General features: G+C 47.9%; 15 protein-coding genes. 4 read left to right on the forward strand and 11 right to left on the reverse strand.

The annotated features are described in order from the left end of the window. Positions 1-71: 71 nt before the first annotated feature. Entirely contained in the window at positions 72-2,645 is a 2,574-nt protein-coding gene (gene gyrA / locus Q1A08_RS14860; protein WP_299774283.1) for a DNA gyrase subunit A, read from the reverse strand. A 526-nt stretch (positions 2,646-3,171) separates the two neighbouring features. On the opposite strand from gyrA, the gene Q1A08_RS14865 reads away from it, so the two are divergent. Continuing rightward, positions 3,172-4,491, forward strand: a complete 1,320-nt coding sequence (locus Q1A08_RS14865; RefSeq protein WP_299774285.1) for a TRZ/ATZ family hydrolase — start codon at positions 3,172-3,174, stop codon at positions 4,489-4,491. 207 nt (positions 4,492-4,698) lie between these two features. Here the strand turns inward: Q1A08_RS14865 and Q1A08_RS14870 are convergent, their stop codons facing one another. Next, positions 4,699-6,066 carry a DUF11 domain-containing protein gene (locus tag Q1A08_RS14870; protein ID WP_299774287.1) on the reverse strand — a complete coding sequence of 456 codons (1,368 nt, stop codon included), beginning with the start codon at positions 6,064-6,066 and terminating at the stop codon, positions 4,699-4,701. 148 nt (positions 6,067-6,214) lie between these two features. Between Q1A08_RS14870 and ubiG the strand changes: the two genes are divergently transcribed. The 3 genes from ubiG to Q1A08_RS14885 are packed head-to-tail and all read left to right on the forward strand — an operon-like array spanning position 6,215 to position 8,441. After that, the gene (ubiG, locus tag Q1A08_RS14875; protein ID WP_299774288.1) at positions 6,215-6,931 is read left to right on the forward strand and encodes a bifunctional 2-polyprenyl-6-hydroxyphenol methylase/3-demethylubiquinol 3-O-methyltransferase UbiG; all 717 of its coding nucleotides are present in this window, start codon (positions 6,215-6,217) and stop codon (positions 6,929-6,931) included. 9 nt (positions 6,932-6,940) lie between these two features. Further along, on the forward strand, positions 6,941-7,606 hold the full coding sequence (locus tag Q1A08_RS14880; RefSeq protein WP_299774290.1) for an HAD-IA family hydrolase: 666 nt from the start codon (positions 6,941-6,943) through the stop codon (positions 7,604-7,606). 49 nt (positions 7,607-7,655) lie between these two features. After that, the gene (locus tag Q1A08_RS14885; RefSeq protein WP_299774292.1) at positions 7,656-8,441 is read left to right on the forward strand and encodes a YciK family oxidoreductase; all 786 of its coding nucleotides are present in this window, start codon (positions 7,656-7,658) and stop codon (positions 8,439-8,441) included. Between the two features lie 174 nt (positions 8,442-8,615). On the opposite strand, the gene Q1A08_RS14890 is transcribed toward Q1A08_RS14885, so the two are convergent. The 9 genes from Q1A08_RS14890 to Q1A08_RS14930 all read right to left on the reverse strand — a co-directional run bounded on the left by Q1A08_RS14890 (position 8,616) and on the right by Q1A08_RS14930 (position 17,713). Continuing rightward, on the reverse strand, positions 8,616-9,080 hold the full coding sequence (locus tag Q1A08_RS14890; protein WP_299774294.1) for a hypothetical protein: 465 nt from the start codon (positions 9,078-9,080) through the stop codon (positions 8,616-8,618). A 55-nt stretch (positions 9,081-9,135) separates the two neighbouring features. After that, positions 9,136-9,942, reverse strand: a complete 807-nt coding sequence (locus Q1A08_RS14895) for a DUF2802 domain-containing protein (RefSeq protein WP_299774296.1) — start codon at positions 9,940-9,942, stop codon at positions 9,136-9,138. 43 nt (positions 9,943-9,985) lie between these two features. After that, a complete protein-coding gene (locus Q1A08_RS14900) occupies positions 9,986-10,483 on the reverse strand; it encodes a chemotaxis protein CheW (protein ID WP_299774298.1) in 498 nt (165 codons plus the stop codon). A gap of 193 nt (positions 10,484-10,676) precedes the next feature. Beyond that, entirely contained in the window at positions 10,677-11,531 is an 855-nt protein-coding gene (locus Q1A08_RS14905) for a ParA family protein (RefSeq protein WP_299774300.1), read from the reverse strand. A 261-nt stretch (positions 11,532-11,792) separates the two neighbouring features. Then, positions 11,793-12,782, reverse strand: coding sequence for a flagellar motor protein MotB (locus tag Q1A08_RS14910; RefSeq protein WP_299774302.1), 990 nt, complete (start codon positions 12,780-12,782; stop codon positions 11,793-11,795). A gap of 20 nt (positions 12,783-12,802) precedes the next feature. Further along, positions 12,803-13,549 carry a flagellar motor protein gene (locus Q1A08_RS14915; protein ID WP_299774304.1) on the reverse strand — a complete coding sequence of 249 codons (747 nt, stop codon included), beginning with the start codon at positions 13,547-13,549 and terminating at the stop codon, positions 12,803-12,805. After that, on the reverse strand, positions 13,549-14,604 hold the full coding sequence (locus Q1A08_RS14920; RefSeq protein ID WP_299774306.1) for a chemotaxis response regulator protein-glutamate methylesterase: 1,056 nt from the start codon (positions 14,602-14,604) through the stop codon (positions 13,549-13,551). Before Q1A08_RS14920 ends, Q1A08_RS14915 begins: the two co-directional genes overlap by 1 nt. Before the next feature lie 153 nt (positions 14,605-14,757). Then, positions 14,758-16,905, reverse strand: a complete 2,148-nt coding sequence (locus tag Q1A08_RS14925) for a chemotaxis protein CheA (RefSeq protein WP_299774308.1) — start codon at positions 16,903-16,905, stop codon at positions 14,758-14,760. 10 nt (positions 16,906-16,915) lie between these two features. Beyond that, on the reverse strand, positions 16,916-17,713 hold the full coding sequence (locus tag Q1A08_RS14930; RefSeq protein WP_299774310.1) for a protein phosphatase CheZ: 798 nt from the start codon (positions 17,711-17,713) through the stop codon (positions 16,916-16,918). Between the last annotated feature and the right edge of the window lie 18 nt (positions 17,714-17,731).

Raw genomic sequence — 17,731 nt, forward strand, 5'->3', positions numbered from 1 at the left:
AATAGCCCGATCAGTCTTCACTGTCGGGCTTTTTATTTTGCAGCGAGAGCTGGGCCATTAGGCCCAATTCCCTATTCTTCTTCAGCGCCAGACTCCTCTTCGTCTTCAGCATCAGATTCTTCAATGCGCTCTACTCCGATTAGGTGCTCACCTTCTTTCAATTTGATCATACGCACACCCTGGGTGTTACGGCTCATAACTGAAACTTCATCGGTACGAGTGCGAACCAAGGTACCCTGGTCAGAGATCAACATAATCTCATCACCTTCAAATACCTGAACACCGCCCACTAAAGGACCGTTACGCTCGGTAACCTGCATAGCGATCACACCTTGGGTGCCACGACCTTTAGTTGGGAAATCGTCAACCTTGGTTTGCTTACCGTAGCCGTTTTCACTCAAGGTCATCACACGGCCACCGTCCTGCGGAATAACCATGGAAATAACAGTTTGACCTTCTTGCAAGCGGATTCCGCGAACACCACGAGAGGTACGGCCCATGGCACGAACATCAGATTCTTTAAAACGCGCAGCTTTACCCGCAGAAGATAGCAATAGCACATCATTGCTACCTTCGGTAATCGCGGTGCCAACTAGCTCATTGCCTTCTTCTAAATCGATCGCGATCAAACCCGAGCTACGCGGACGAGAGAATTGGATAAGAGAGGTTTTCTTCACAGTACCATTGGCCGTGGCCATAAAGATAAAGTGATCTTCATCGTATTCTTTAACAGGCAGAATCGACGTAATACGCTCGTCATCTTCTAGTGGCAATAAATTCACCATTGGGCGACCACGCGATTGACGACCCGCCACTGGAATTTGATAAACCTTCAGCCAATACACTTTACCGGCATTGGTAAAACACAAAATAGTATCGTGGGTGCTGGCAATCAAAAGATGTTCAACAAAATCTTCGTCTTTAACCGATGTAGCGGCCTTACCCATGCCGCCACGGCGCTGGGCTTGATAATCCGTCAGCGGCTGGGTCTTGGCATAGCCACCGTGAGAAATCGTAACAACACGATCTTCTTCGGCAATCAAATCTTCAACAGTGAGATCTTCCTGAGAATGCTGAATCGCGGTGCGACGCTCATCACCATAGTTAGAAACAACCTCTTGTAATTCTTCGCGAATCACTTCCATCAAACGGGTAGAGCTACCTAGAATTTCTAGGAACTCGGCAATCTGCTCTAAACGTTCTTTATATTCAGCCAGTAGCTTGTCGTGCTCCATACCGGTTAAGCGGTGTAGACGCAATTCCAAAATAGCTTGAGCCTGAGCTTCTGATAAATAGTATTTACCATCACGCAAGCCAAACTCAGGGCCTAGGCCTTCAGGCTTACAGGCACCCTGCTCTAGACGTTCAATAAAGTCGCCAATTTCGCTGGTTTCCCAACCGCGAGCCATCAATCCCTGCTTCGCTTCAGCGGGTGAAGGTGAGGATTTAATCAACTCAATGACTGGATCGATATTGGCAATAGCTACCGCCAAACCTTCCAGGATATGTCCACGCTCACGCGCTTTACGCAGTAAATAGACAGTGCGACGAGTAACCACCTCGCGACGATGCAGTACAAAATACTCCAACATCTGCTTAAGATTTAGTACTCGTGGCTGGCCATCAACCAATGCAACAATATTAATACCAAATACAGACTGCAATTGTGTCTGTGCGTAAAGATTATTCAGCAAGACTTCGCCGGATTCACCACGCTTCATTTCAATAACAACGCGCAGACCGTCTTTATCCGACTCATCACGAAGACCGTCACTGGCAATACCTTCGATCTTCTTATCTTTAACCAGCTCGGCAATTTTCTCAATCAAACGCGCCTTATTCACTTGGTAGGGGATCTCGTGAACAATAATGGTGTCGCGATTGGTTTTTTCGTTATGGATAACTTCGGCTTTGGCGCGCACATATATGCGACCACGACCGGTGCGATATGCTTGAACAATACCTGCGCGGCCATTAATAATGCCGGCGGTTGGGAAGTCTGGCCCCGGGATGATTTCCATTAGCTCATCGACATTAATTTCAGGATTGTCGATCAACGCCAAACAACCATTTACCACTTCGGTAAGGTTATGGGGAGGAATATTGGTCGCCATGCCCACCGCAATACCGGATGAGCCATTCACTAATAGGTTAGGAACGCGAGTTGGCAATACCTCGGGAATTAATTCGGTATCGTCGTAGTTGGGTACATAGTCGACAGTTTCTTTATCGAGATCAGCCAGCAGATCATGGGACATCTTCTGCATGCGAATTTCGGTATAACGCATCGCTGCTGCGCCATCACCATCAATCGAGCCAAAGTTACCCTGGCCATCTACCAGCATATAGCGCAAAGAAAAAGGCTGAGCCATACGTACGATAGTGTCGTACACAGCAGAATCACCATGCGGGTGATATTTACCGATAACGTCACCGACCACACGAGCCGACTTTTTATAGGGCTTATTCCAATCATTGCCCAATTCATTCATGGCGAACAGCACGCGGCGGTGTACCGGCTTTAAGCCATCGCGTACATCAGGCAGTGCTCGCCCAACGATAACGCTCATGGCGTAGTCCAAATAGGACTGCTTCAGTTCGTCTTCAATATTGATCGGTGATATATCTTTTGCCAAATCGCCCATAAACGATCGCTTTCCTTATTATGCCTATCTTGTCATGCCCGACTGCGGTAGTACGGTCACTCTTGTGGTCAGTCTTTGCTTGCGCATTAAGCCTTTTGTATTCGACATAGAACCACGTCGAATAGGGAAACGCTTAAAAATTAGGCAAAGGCTGCCTGGCTTAGTATTTACCTGCCATTTTCGCTTTATCGCCACCCCCAATTTCAGAAGCATTTAAGCCCCTTTAGCGGCGCGTCATTTGGCAGGCACATAAAGCCGTAAATCTTACCATAAAATCATGCACTTGGGGCATTTCTGGGGCGCTCAAGGTCATTTCCAAAGGAATCCCTAAAGATTTGATAAAATTGACATAATTCTACGCCCATGAGGGGCGTATAATGGCCCTCAAATGGCATAAAAATCGCCATACAAGCTGGCAGCCCACCTTCGCTGCAAGAACATCCTATAATGAAGCTATATACAACGAGCCTAACTTTTAGCGCTCGACCTAGGCATATACTTACAACAATGAGGTCGACCACTTTTTATGACACAGCCGATTGATACCCTTATTCAATGTCGCTGGCTAATCACAATGGATAGCGAGCGTCGCGTACTTGAGCACCACAGCATTGCTGTTAAAGACGGCAAAATTGCCGCTATCGTGCCAAATAGTGAAGCCGAAGATTTATACCAAGCCAATGAATGCATAAAACTTGAGCAACACATTGCCCTACCGGGCCTGGTGAACACCCACGGCCACCTGGCTATGAGCCTTTTACGGGGCTATGCCGATGACTACCCGCTACACGACTGGCTAAATGATCACATCTGGCCAGCGGAAGGTAAGTTTGTCAGTCACGAGTTTGTCGCCGATGGCGCTCGACTCGCAATGGCCGAAATGATTCGCGGTGGTACTACTGCATTTAGTGACAACTACTTTTTCCCTGAAGCCGTAGCTGAAGTCTGCGCTGAGGTGGGCATGCGCGGCAGTTTATATAGCCCAATCCTTAATTTTCCAACCGCTTGGGGCAGCGGCCCTGAAGAAACCATTGCCAAAAGCTGTACGCTAATCGAGCAATATCAAGAACACGACTTGGTCAATATCGGTTTTGGCCCGCACGCACCTTACACCGTCAGCAACGAAGCGTTTTCTGAAATTGCCAAGCAAGAAGCCAAATACCAATGCGGCATCATGGTTCACCTGCAGGAAACACAAAAAGAAGTTGATGACTCGATTGAGCAATATGGCCAACGCCCCACCGAACGCCTACAGTCATTGGGTATTATGAATGAACGTACCCAGTGTGTTCATATGACCGCCGTTAGCGATGAAGACATCAGCATTTTGCAAACCAGCAAGAGTCATGTGGTGCACTGTCCAGAATCCAACTTAAAACTTGCTAGCGGTTTCTGCCCAACAGAAAAGCTGCGCCAAGCCGGCGTAAACGTTTCTCTCGGAACAGATGGTGCCGCCAGCAATAACGATCTGGATATGCTCAGTGAAATGCGTACCGCCTCGATGCTAGCCAAAGCGGTCGATAACAATGCCAGCGCTTTAAAAGCAATGGACAGCGTGGCAATGGCAACCATTGATGGCGCCAAAGCACTCAATATCGATAGCCTTACTGGGAGCCTTGAAGTTGGTAAAGCTGCAGATATTGCTACCGTAGAGCTTAGCGCCTTAAATGCTTTACCCATGTATGACCCAGTAAGCTATTTGGTGTACACCAACTGCAGTCATCAGGTAAGCGATGTATGGGTAGCGGGCGAGCGACTATTAGCCGCTGGACTATTACAAACCATTGACGAGCAAGCTTTGCGCGAAAATGCAATGGAATGGCAAGCCAAAATCAGCGCCGATTAAACGCTGGGATAATGCAGTGCTAGCGAACTCGTATATCTCGGTTCGCTAGCCTCACTAAACCATGTGTAAAATTTACAGCAATTACCAAACACTCAACTTAACCTCCCCCTCTCGCAGTACCTATCACCAATCACCGCTCCTTAAACGATTAAGCTGCTACCAAGCACTTTGCCGTGTTTAACTCTGCTTAAGAGCTATGTCTAAAGATCATCGAAAACGCGCAGGAATCAATGGTAGAACTCTCGCGCCAAGCAGCAGCAAAAATAGGCCCTGTATCACAATCACCCAAACCGGTATTGGCACGGCTTGTGGGCCAGCCGGGGAACGATCACGGTCGGTAGCACTATTATTGCTAGTATCGCTGTCTTGAGCTTGCAATGGTGAGCCAGCATTATTAGGTAATGTTGCGGTTACCGTGTTCACCAAATCTCCACTAAAGCCAGGATCTAAGGTAAAGCTTAACTCAAAGCGCGCACTAGAGCCGGCTGGCAGATCTACGACAGCGCTAATCGCACCACTGCCGCTTGCAGTTCGACAGGCCGCGCCACCGCTTTGAGAAGTACAAGTCCAAGTTGCCGAGTTAACATTGGCTGGCAAGGGGTCATCCACTTGCACCCCTACGGCACCAAACAAGCCCTGATTACTTACATCAATGGTATACACGACCGTTTGATCTGGGGTGTATTCACTTTGGCCATTATCTTTAGTGATTGCTATATCTGCAGGAAAAACCGGTCGATTGGAAACACAGCGAGCCGCGTCATTTCGTGCAGCTCCGCTAGACGTTGCAATTTGTGTTGCTATACCTGTCGTTAAATCAAAGTAGAAAAAACCTGCCCCGTCATTGGCGTTTCCGTAAACCGCATCCGGTGTACCCCAAAGCGCACCGAAAGGGTTGCTGATTCCCGTAGGGTTTGGTGCTAGGGTTAACTCACCGGTTGTTACATTAATTTCGGCTAGATACCATTCTCCGCTGCCAGCCAAATGCAGCCCCCATAAACGGCCATCGGCAAAGGCGATATCACCACTATTGATCTCTAAAGGGCTTCCAGCGCCATCATTTAGACCTACAGTGCTTACCGTAGTCGCGGCGCCGGAAACAGGCCCCGCTCCTAAATCTAGAGTCACCAGAGTATCCCTTGCTGTCCCCGAGAGGACAAAGTACTCACCAGCTGGCGACATATCACCAGCCAAGTAAAACGCGTCAGGCATCCCGGTAATCGCGCCCAAGTCCTCGATCTCAGCATTGGCACCAATCCTGATCAAATGCGCATCTGGACCACTGACGGCCGCACTTGAAACTGACCTCAAGCCGTACATAAAGCGATCAGACTCTCGAAATGCAATCGCATTGTAATCAAGCTTTGCAGCCTGAGGAGCGTTAACTTCGGCAAAATCAACACCTCCAAGAGCACCTGGGTTACCGCTAAAGAGCTGGATACTGTCTGGGCTGCCCTGACTTAGATAAAATGGGCTTGGACATGCGGCAAACTCCGTCGCTTGCGCGGAGGCGAGAGAGGATACTAATAGAGCCGCGGCAGAAACTGCCACTTGATAGAGACGGTGATACAACATAACGACTTCCTACTCACTCGTTAATTTGCGCGCGAGTCTACAGTTAATAACTGAACAAAAGCAAAATATAAGCTAGCGCTAATTATCCCCGCATGGCCTAGGCAGTGTTATAATTCTAGAAATTTACTTAAGTAAGGTTGCACAATCCATGAGCACTTCCGCCTCCGCCAACGTCGATCATGCCGAGGTCGCTAAATTTGAAGCCCTAGCCAGCCGCTGGTGGGATCGAGAAGGCGAATTCAAGCCGCTACATGATATCAATCCACTGCGAGCGAACTATATTGACGAGCGAGCGAAAGTCGCCACTAAAAACTACTTAGATGTAGGCTGCGGCGGCGGAATATTGAGCGAAGCAATGGCCCAGCGTGGTGCTATTGTTAGTGGAATTGATATGGGAGAAGCGCCCTTACAAGTGGCCAAACTCCACAGCTTAGAATCGGGTGTAGAGGTAAACTACCGCCGCTGTACCGCAGAAGAATTAGCTGAGCAAGAAGCCGAGCAGTATGATGTCGTAAGCTGCATGGAAATGCTGGAACATGTGCCCGACCCGGCATCCGTAATAGCGGCCTGCGCCAAACTGTGTAAGCCTGGCGGCGATTTGTTTTTTTCTACGATAAATCGCACCCCAAAAGCTTACGCGCTAGCCATTGTGGGCGCAGAATATATTATGCGTTGGTTACCTAAGGGCACCCATGAATACAGTAAATTTATTCGCCCTTCTGAATTAGCCAGTGGTCTTCGTGCAGCTGGACTCGAGCTTATTGACGTAAGCGGCATGACTTATAACCCCTTACTTAAGCGTTATAAGATCAACCCTAACGATGTAGATGTAAACTATTTGGTTCACGCCAGAAAGCCTGTTTAAGATAATTTTATGTCAAAACTTAAAGCCGTATTGTTCGATTTAGACGGCACTTTGATTGATACCGCCCCAGATTTCATTCGTGTTGTGAATCAGTTATTGGCGGAAGATAATCGCCCAGCAATTTCTGATGTTAGTATTCGAGCAACCGTTTCCGCAGGGTCGCGCGCGCTTGTTCAACTGGCTTACAATTTAGAAGCTGGCGATGAACAAGTAGAAACTATTCGTGAACGCCTGTTAAAGCTTTACGAGAAACAAATTGCCATTGATAGCCGACCATTTGCCGGAATCAATGAATTGTTAAAAAAACTAGGTGAACACAATATTGCTTGGGGTATCTCCACTAATAAGCCTGAATATTACACTCGCCTATTGATGGAACAACTGCCATTGGATCCAAGCCCTGCAATTGTTCTATCACCCGATCAAGTTCCCAATGCTAAGCCAGCTCCCGATTCATTACTGATCGCCTGTGAACATATTGGCTGCTCTGTAAAAGAGGCAATTTATATCGGCGATCATGAACGTGATATTGAATGCGGTAAAAGAGCGAGCATGCCTACAATCGCAGCGGCCTATGGCTATGTCCCAGTAGGCGAAAGTGCCGAGGACTGGAATGCTGATTACACCATTCAATCAGCCCGAGACATCTGGCCAATCATTGAAGAACTGATTTAACTAATCCAACTTTACTCAACAAACTATGAGTAGCAGCACCGAGACAACTATGGATCAAACACAATCACCCCAAGAATTAAGCCTAACAGCAGCCGCATTTATTGCCCCTGGGGATGCTTTAAAAGATAAGGTAATTGCTATTACTGGCGCAGGCGACGGCATCGGTAAAGTGGCCGCCTTAAGCTGTGCAGCTCATGGAGCAACCGTGATTCTACTAGGTCGCACTATTCCAAAACTCGAACAGGTTTACGATGAAATCGAAGCGGCCGGCCACCCACAAGCGGCGATATTTCCCATCAACTTTGAAGGTGCGGTCGAAAAAGACTACAACGATATGGCTGATGCTATAGATGCTGAATTCGGGCATTTGGATGGTCTACTGCATAATGCTGCACAACTTGGGCCACAGACTCCACTAAGTAATTATGAGATCGATACTTGGCAGAAACTTATGCAGGTAAATGTCACAGCGGGCTTTATGATGACTAAGGCACTGTTACCGTTGCTTGAAAAATCTACTGCTGCCAGCGTCGTTTTTACCAGTTCATCTGTTGGCCGAAAAGGTCGTGCTTACTGGGGTGCTTATGCCATTAGCAAGGCCGCCGTTGAAAACATGGTGCAAGTTTTTGCTGATGAAATGGATGGTATTAACAATGTACGAGTTAACTGTATTAATCCTGGTGCGACACGAACTCAGATGAGAGCTTCGGCCTACCCAAGTGAGAACCCTGAAACTTTAAAAACAGCCGCTGATATAATGCCAAGCTACCTTTACTTATTAAGTTCGCAAAGTGAAGGCGTAAACGGTATCTCTATTGATGCGCAGCCGAAGTAACTTTCTGATCACCAATATGAACACTGCCCGCCTAGTCGATTATGATTAGGCAGGCAGTTTTAAAATCTACCCTGGTCAAACCTATAGCCTTCCTTTGCGGTAGATCATTTCCTTCAAAGCCAAACCCCAATAGCGCCGTGCAATGGGGCAAATCGCAAACAACTCAGTGCTTGCCTAATCGGCTTGAATATAACTAAAGCTCTCGCACATTGGCATATCTTGGGCCGTACCACTCATGCTTAACTTAAAAGACTCAGAAACTCTAGCCATGGTTTCCGCAGAGTTTCCGCTCCACATGGCACTGACGATATCGTCGACTAAAAGCAAAGACAGCTGGCAACGGCTTTTGATACGCTCGTGATTACTATAGAGCAAGGCAACTTTGGTGCTGGAACGGCGGATCTCATTGAGATCATAACGCCATATAGATTTTCTCTCGCCATAGGCCTCTACTTCACTCGCCAAACCAATATTGTTTAGCAACCAACGGCTGTCGGTTTTACCTGGGCGTATATCTCGTAATGCCTGAGCCGACACTGGTTGAGTAGCGGTGGAGTACTGCACATCCTTGGACAGATCTACGACGGTACAGGCCGCAAGGTAGAAGCTACTGAGTAGTAGCAGAATAAGACGAGACATATGGACCCCTATTACCCAAATTTAGATAGTAATAGAGTTATCGGCCGCTATGGCCTCAGGCTAAAGCAAATTTACTCATATTTTTATGCATAGTCGCCATGAGCTTTATTTCGGCCTTTGATAAACCACTCTGGCGTTCAATTTCATCTAGCTCCAAACCTTCATCCAACATAGCTGAGGCTCGAGTATAAGGCGTTTGCTCTAAATCTGGCTCTGGCTCATCGTCATAACTATAAGGCGACTGCAATGCATCCCCTGCCGACTCTGAGTCAAGAGACTCGTGATTGAAATGCTGTTCAGATAAGGCATCTTGTTCCAATTGAGCACTTAGGCTGTCTTGAAAGCTTGGGGCTAACTCATTTTCTTGTCGATCTTCCTGATAGCTTGGCTCTGCGGCAAAAGCTTGTTCAGGGATACTTACTTGTTCAACTGGCTTTGCTTGAGATAAACCAGACTCTTGTTCAAGCGCCGCTAGGCTGGCCAACAAACTCTGCTGTTGAGCTTGTAGCTCTCGAAGGTCTTTAGCCACCACGGTATCAGGCGTTTCAGAAACACTATGCTCCTGCTCTGCTGGATATGGCTCTTTAGTATATTGCTCAATTGAGCTGACTTGCTCAGCAAACTGAGTAGGTTCAACCAGATTGAGGCGCGGGCCGCCATCAGCCTCTAAAGACTTGATCCTGCGACCCAGACCAATATTGCTCGCATTGATAGATTTAAGCTCCTGCCGAGCACGTTGCAAATCCTGCAGCTGTCTTTGGATTTGGCGGTTCTGACGCCAATAACTGACACATAGAAGCAGTACTCCTAATGCCAAGCCTGCACCTATATAAACAGTGGGATGCAACATTGCTGCGAACATATTAAATGCCTCATTGCTATCAGTAACGAGTACGGCGACAGGCCTATACCGCCACCTCTTCGTTATTAAGCTCTGCCCACTCTTCCTCAGTAAGCAACTTATCTAAATCAATCAAAATAAGCAGTTCGTCATTTTTATGACAAACACCCTGAATGTACTTGGAGCTTTCATCGTTGCCGACATTCGGAGTTATCTCAATTTCAGACTGACGCAGGTAGACCACTTCGGCCACTGAATCCACCAAAATACCTACCACATGCCCATCGGCTTCAACTATCACAATACGGGTATTATCGGTAATATCGGTAGAATCAAGATCAAAGCGCTCACGGGTATCAATAACAGTTACCACATTACCGCGTAGGTTGATGATTCCCAGAACATACTCTGAAGCCCCTGGAACTGGCGCTATTTCGGTATAACGCAGGACTTCTTGCACCTGCATTACGTTGATCCCGTAAACCTCACCGGCGAGCTTAAAAGTCACCCATTGCAAGGTAGGATCATCATTTACATTCTCATCAATGGCGTTGGCCGACATAATTTCGACTCCCTCAATACGATTTTTGGCCACATTGGGCCCAACAGGCATTATTTCGCGTCAAAAATTTCACGCACCTGTTTTTAAATATAGTCGTTTGCAGGTTCTGTGCCAGGAGTAAACTGGAAAAAGTGCACCCCTTGGTCGGAACATTAAACGACCACCCAAGGGGGTTATCGGCGGGAATTCAGATTTATACAGCCTCAGCCCAATAAGCTTTTGTTGCATTATCGGCGCTAGCGTACAGCTCATCTTCGTTACTAACACTACGCTGGCTAGAAATCCGCTGTTCTAAGTAACGATACAAGGCACCGTAAGCCCGTACACCCTTTGCTGAAGGTTGATACAAATTGGCTGGTACACCCAGACGACTCGCATCACGAAGCTTAGTATCGATCGGGATATGCCCTGGCCACAGGTCAACAGGGAACTCATTGCGCAGCGATCTAACTGTCTGCTGGCAGGCCTGGGTACGGCGATCTACCATAGTTGGGACAACCACCCTATCGATTACCGTATCTAATGAGTGCTGCACCATATCAACGGTTTGCTGCATACGCGCAAAGCCCTGTAAGGATAAAAACTCAGCCTGCACCGGGATAATCAAACGAGTACTGGCGACTAAGGCATTGATCATCAGCACACCTAGAGCCGGCGGACAGTCGATCAACACTAGATCAAAGTCTTCTTCAAGCAAGCTGAGCACCTGGCCTAATATCAGACCAAAACCGCGCTTATTCTGTGAGGTTCGCTCCAAGGTAATTAAACTTGGGGAAGATGGCAGCAAACTTAAGCCCTCATAGGGGAGCTCCACCACAATATCTTTGATTAGGTCTCGGCTAATCGGCCCCTCATGGTTCATCAACTCCGCCGACGATTGACGAAGCGATTGAGGCTTAAGTCCAAAATAACAGCTCATTGAGCCCTGTGCATCTAAGTCCACCAGCAATACGCGCTTACCCGCCTGAGCAGCATAGCCACCCAAAGTTACTGCACTGGTTGTTTTGCCTACGCCACCTTTTTGGTTGGCCACGGTCCAAACTTGCATGATTGAATCCTCTCATTGCCACGACGGTAATGACTTGCCGCCTGCATTTCACCCTATAGGCCAAAGCTTGCCCTTTGGCCGCCTATTAACCACCTAACACCCTATTCAGGAAATACGTCGTGGATTACATGGGGATTAGAGCAAGGCCTGTACCAATATTTAAATTAGCAGCAGGGATGAGACAGATGGTTAATCTGGGATGAGACAACCATTTAAAACAACAATTGAAATCCCAAACTAGGACTAGGTGCAAAGAATGCCCTACTGAATTTCATCATTGGTATAGAGAACACCTTCTTCGGTAGCTTGTGGCTGAAGAATCAACGGCGGCAAGCTTTGCTCTTGTGCCTGTGCAGCAGCTTCGGCTTCCAGCTCATTTAACAAACGCTGCTCGGCCATTTGCCGCATTTCGGCAATTGCCGAAGCACGGCTAGCGGCTCTATTAAGTTCGCTTTGACTCAAGAAACTTTTTCCATCTTTGCTGGCCATTTCCATAGCTGTGCGAGCATTAACGGTAATCCTTTCCGGGGCTCGACGCGAGATCATCAGAACAACACGCCGGTTTTGCTGTCGGCCTTCTACGGTATTGTTATCGGCTATCGGCTGAAATTCACCATAACCCACCGCCGACAATCTCTGTGGCCGCACACCATAGTTGATTAGCAATTTAACAATCGCCGCGGCCCTTGCAGAAGACAACTCCCAGTTACTAGCGTAGCGCAAGGAGCTAATTGCTTGATTATCGGTATAGCCCTCCACTTGTATTTGATTGTCGTAGCCGCGCAATCTTAAGGCGAGCTGCTCAAACAAGGATTTCGCTGCATCGGAGGCATCAGCGCTCGCGCTTGCAAATAAAACATTCGAGTTTAGTTTTATTTCCAGCCACAATTCATTGCTGTCCAACTCAACAAGCTCATCATTGATTAAATCAGCAAACTCACTACTAAGTTCACTTTCCATCTGATTTAGATCGGCCACCAAAGAGGGGCTGCTACTCGCCGAGCGGGCGCCTTGTTGCTCGATTGGTATTATTGAGCCATTAGAAGATTCCAGGGCGATAGGATCTGGGTTGCGCGGCGGCGATGTGAAGATCGCATTTAAACTAGTGGATAGCTCTTTGTACTTCGCTTCATTAAGTTGAGAGATAGAATACATCACCACAAAGAAGGCAAATAACAAGGTGATAAAATCGGCGTAGGAAACCATCCAGCGATCTTGTTTTACTTCGATACTTGCTTGTCTGCGTCGCATATTGCCACCTGCTCGCGCGCTCAATTACGCGGTAAGAATCCCTGCAGCTTAAGTTCGATACTGCGAGGATTCTCACCTTCAGCGATGGCCACAATACCCTCGATAATCAATTCTTTGAAAAGCGAATCAGCACTCACCGACTGCTTAAGCTTATTGGCAATGGGCAGTAAAAATAAGTTGGCAAAAGCAACTCCATAAATAGTTGCGACAAAGGCGACGGCTATTCCGGGGCCAAGTTGAGCAGGGTCGGATAAATTTTGCATGACATGAATTAAGCCGATCACCGCGCCAATGATCCCTATGGTCGGCGCATACCCCCCCATAGACTCATAAAATCCTGCAGCATTGTTATCCCGCTGCTCCTGAGCGATAAGGTCTATTTCCAGAGTTTGCCGTATAGACTGCGTATTATTGCCATCAATTAAAAGCAGCAATGCTTTGCGAGCAAATCGGTTTTTCTCTTTATCCGCTAAAGGTTCCAGCCCCAATAAACCATCACGCCTGGCTACAACGGCCCAGTTGACGACTTGCTTAATACCGCTATCAAAAGCCGGGTAATCGGCGATAAAGATTCTCTTGCCTAAGCGAAGTGCCCGCTGCAAATTTGCCTGTGGAGTTTGTAAAACCGCTGCACCAATGGTGCCGCCCAAGACAATTAACGCGGCCGGACCATTAAGCAATGATTGAAGGCTGCCGCCCTCAAGAAAATTCCCGCCGAGCAATGCTGCCGTACCAATGGCAAGCCCGATGAGAGTTAATAAATCCATTAGCTAACCTCTGATAACTGCGAAGCAAACTGGTGTAGTGGCAAAACATGATCGCTTAGATTGGCTCTGGCAACTGCCATCGGCATACCATAAATAACGGAGCTGGCCTCATCTTGACTCCAAATAACACCGCCACGATTTTTAATCGCTCTAGCGCCCTCACATCCGTCACTACCCATGCCCGTTAGAACAACACCAAAAGAGCGACTAGCAAATGCTTCAGATGCTGAAGTAAATGTCAGATCGACAGATGGCTTATAACTAACAGACTCGTCGCCATCTACTACGTCAAGCTTGAGTGGATTAGATTTATTAAAAAGCAGCTGCTTACCACCTGGAGCTAAATAGGCCGTGCCCGGCTCCATATTTACGCCATGCTCAGCATGGCGAACATTGATCTGGCATTCACGATCTAATCGCTCAGCAAAAGCCATCGTAAAGTTAGCAGGCATATGCTGCACTAAAACTATGGGTATCGAAAAATCTGCAGGCAAAGCGGACAAAACCTCGGTCAAGGCTACTGGGCCCCCTGTCGAGGCACCAATAACTACCACTGCGGGTTTCTGAGCGGGTGCCTGGCTGGCCGCAGCCTTCTTAAAAGCGCTGTCTGAAGTGTTAAAGCCAGTTGCAGGCGCTGCACTGGCGACAGCCGTGTCTCCTCGCATAGCCACCGCTAAAATACGATCTTGCAAGGTTGCACTTAGCTTTCTTGAATCGCGCGAGAACTCAGCAAAGTTCTTTGCCATAAAATCAACGGCACCCGCCGACAAGGCATCCAAAGTAACTTGTGCGCCCTCATAAGTAAGCGAAGAGAACATAATAATGGGAATGGGATTGTTGGCCATGATTTCACGAACCGCGGTGACGCCATCCATCTCAGGCATCTCATAGTCCATGGTGATCACGTCCGGCTTTAAATCAGCAGCTTTCGCCACGGCTTCTTTGCCGTCATTAGCCACTGCAACAACTTCGATATCGGGGTGCGCCCCAATCATTTCTTTCAGACGGTTTTGAAAAAACAAAGAGTCGTCGACAATTAGTACTTTAACGGACATTACGCCCTTCCCCTTATAGCAGACCCAATCAATCCAAGTAGCAACTGCTTGCAAGGAACTCGCGTTCCTTGAATAGCTGTTGGCAGAGGCAGACTTGGCTCTCTATATCATTCGACAGCAAGACATTTGCCAGCGATGCTGGCAAATAATCTTTTAGGCATAGCGCTTTAACATGGCTGGCACATCTAGGATAAGCGCCATGGTACCGTCACCGGTAATCGTTGCGCCGGCCATCCCTGGAGTTCCTTGTAGCATCTGACCAAGCGGCTTGATAACGACTTCTTCCTGACCTATCAATCGGTCAACAACAAAGCCCACGCGATCGGTACCCACGCTGACGATCACCACATGTGACTCAGCCAAAGGATCTACATCTTCTTCAACTAGCCACTTCTTCAAATAAAACAGTGGCACAGCCTTATCGCGAATGGTGACGCACTCTTGCGAATCTACGATATTGGTTTTGGTCAAATCCATCTGGAAGATCTCATTAACACTCATCAAAGGTAGAGCAAAGGTTTGATCTCCAAGCATTACCATTAAGGTAGGCATAATCGCTAACGTTAGCGGAACCTTAATGACCAAGCTAGTGCCTTCACCTAGGCGGGACTTAATATCCACCGAGCCGTTGAGCTGGGAGATTTTGGTTTTCACCACATCCATGCCCACACCACGGCCAGAAACATCTGAGATTTCTACCTTGGTAGAAAAGCCTGGTGCAAAGATAAGGTTAAATGCTTCTTCATCCGTTAAACGTGCCGCAGAATCCTCATCGTAAAGCCCTTTCTCAACAGCTTTTTTACGCAAGGCATCTGGATCCATACCGCCGCCATCATCAGTGATGGACAATAAGATATGATCACCCTCTTGTTCCGCAGCCAGCGTCACCGTACCCACTCGGCTTTTGCCTGAAGCCTCACGCTTTTCTGGTGATTCAATACCGTGATCTACTGCATTTCGAACCAAGTGAACCAATGGATCAGCCAAAGCTTCTACTAGGTTTTTATCGAGGTCGGTATCTTCACCAACCAGCTCTAATTTAATTTCTTTACCCAAGTTCCGTGCTAGATCCCTAACAACACGCGGGAATCGCCCGAAAACTTTCTTAATTGGCTGCATGCGGGTCTTCATTACAGAAGATTGCAAGTCGGCAGTTACCACATCAAGGTTAGCGACAGCTTTTGATAGCGCTTCGTCCTGCGACTTACCGCCAATTCGAACTAAGCGATTGCGAACTAGAACGAGTTCGCCCACCATATTCATAATTTCATCTAGACGCTGAGTATCAACTCGAACCGATGCTTCACCTGATGCCGGTGCGTTCTGTCCAGCGTTGGCTTTTTTCGCATTCGCTATGTTGGTGACATTAGCTTTTGCAGCTGGTTTAGCTGGCTCTTTAGGCTCTGGCTTTTTAGGACTTGGCTTGGCCGCTTCGATTTTGCTGACCTTCTGCTCTGTAGCAGCCGGCGCTGATTCCGCCTTAGCCGTCGGCCCTTGCCCTTTACCATGCAAATTATCCAGTAAAGCGTCAAACTCAGCTTCCGAAATTTCCTCACCACTAGCACTTGATGCTGGCGCCGCTGAAGCTGCGGGTGCCGATGCAGCAGCTGCCCCCGGTGCTTCAGCCGATGGATTAGGTGCTGCACCATGCAGACCATCCAATAATGCCTCAAATTCTGCGTCGGTAATTTCAGGGTTATCAGAATTGATGATTTCATCGACATTTCCACCACTGGCTGGCTTGGCTTTAGCGCCATCCAACTCATCAAGCAGAGCATCGAATTCTTCTTCTGTGATTTCATCACTGGTAGCTGCCTTGGCCGGCTCTTCGGCAACAGGCGTTGCAGCAGCGGCAGGCTCAGCAGCCGGTGGAGCTGCAGGCGCCGCCTCAGCGGCGACCTCACCTTCAGCTTCAGGGGTTGCTAATTTCCCAAGTTCTTCTAACAATTCCGGGCTAGCGGCGCTTGGCGTTTGCCCTGCACTCAGCTCGGCAAATTGCTGATTGACCATATCCAGTGCTTGCAGCACCACATCCATCAGTGCTGGTGATACCTTGCGCTTTCCGTTGCGTAAAATATCAAACAGATTTTCAGTCACATGGCAGCACTCCACCATGGCATCTATCTGTAGGAATCCAGCACCGCCTTTTACGGTATGGAAGCCACGGAAAATGGCATTTAGTAAATCGGTATCCTCAGGGCTATTTTCCAAATCAACTAATTGTTCGGAAAGTAGCTCTAAAATTTCACCAGCTTCTACAAGAAAATCCTGGAGTATTTCTTCGTCGTCCCCAAAGCTCATATTTCACCTCTTAGAATCCAAGGCTGGACAGTAGGTCGTCAACTTCATCCTGACTACTAACGACACCATCTGTCTGCTCGGGATTGATCTGTGGTCCACTCAATTCTTCACCTGCCTTCGCCTCTACTGCGGCTGGGGCATTATCATCTGGAATGAGTCCAGTGATATCTTCAACTTGAGACGCCACCTTGATCAGCTCTACCAAATCACCTTCCAAATCACTGATCAGTGCCATCACACGATTCAGTACTTGGCCAGTGAGGTCCTGGTACTCCTGTTCCATCATAATTCCCTGGAGGTTAGAATTAATCAGATTCGCATCATCACTCATGCGACTCAGAAACATATCCATTCTTGGGTAGAGCTTGTTAAATTCCTGTGCCGACATCTCTCGGCTTTTAATTCGCATCCACTCTGATCGTAACTCAGCAGCTTCTCTACCTAGGCGATCGGCCACTGGAGCGGTTGCTTCAACCCTGTCCATAGTCTTATCGGCCGCTTGCTGTGTCATCTTAATGACATAGTGCAAACGATCTGAAGCGTCTTGAATTTCAGTACCTTCTAAAGGCGCTGGCTGATTGTTTGACTGCTCATCAACATGAAAATTTACTATAGCATTATGCAGGCCGCGCGTTAGGCGGCCCACTGAAGTAAACAGGTGTCGATCACGCGCATCCATCAAGGCGTGAATAAGCTGACCCGCCTCTTCCATCTGATCTGATTCCAGCTTTTCGATAAGCAGCTTGGCGCACTCACGTAGTTCGCAAGTAAAGCTGTCTGATTGGCTGGCAATATATTGGGTATTCATAGACTGTCCTCAGCGAAT

The organism is uncultured Pseudoteredinibacter sp. (assembly GCF_947500695.1).
GTDB lineage: Bacteria > Pseudomonadota > Gammaproteobacteria > Pseudomonadales > Cellvibrionaceae > Pseudoteredinibacter.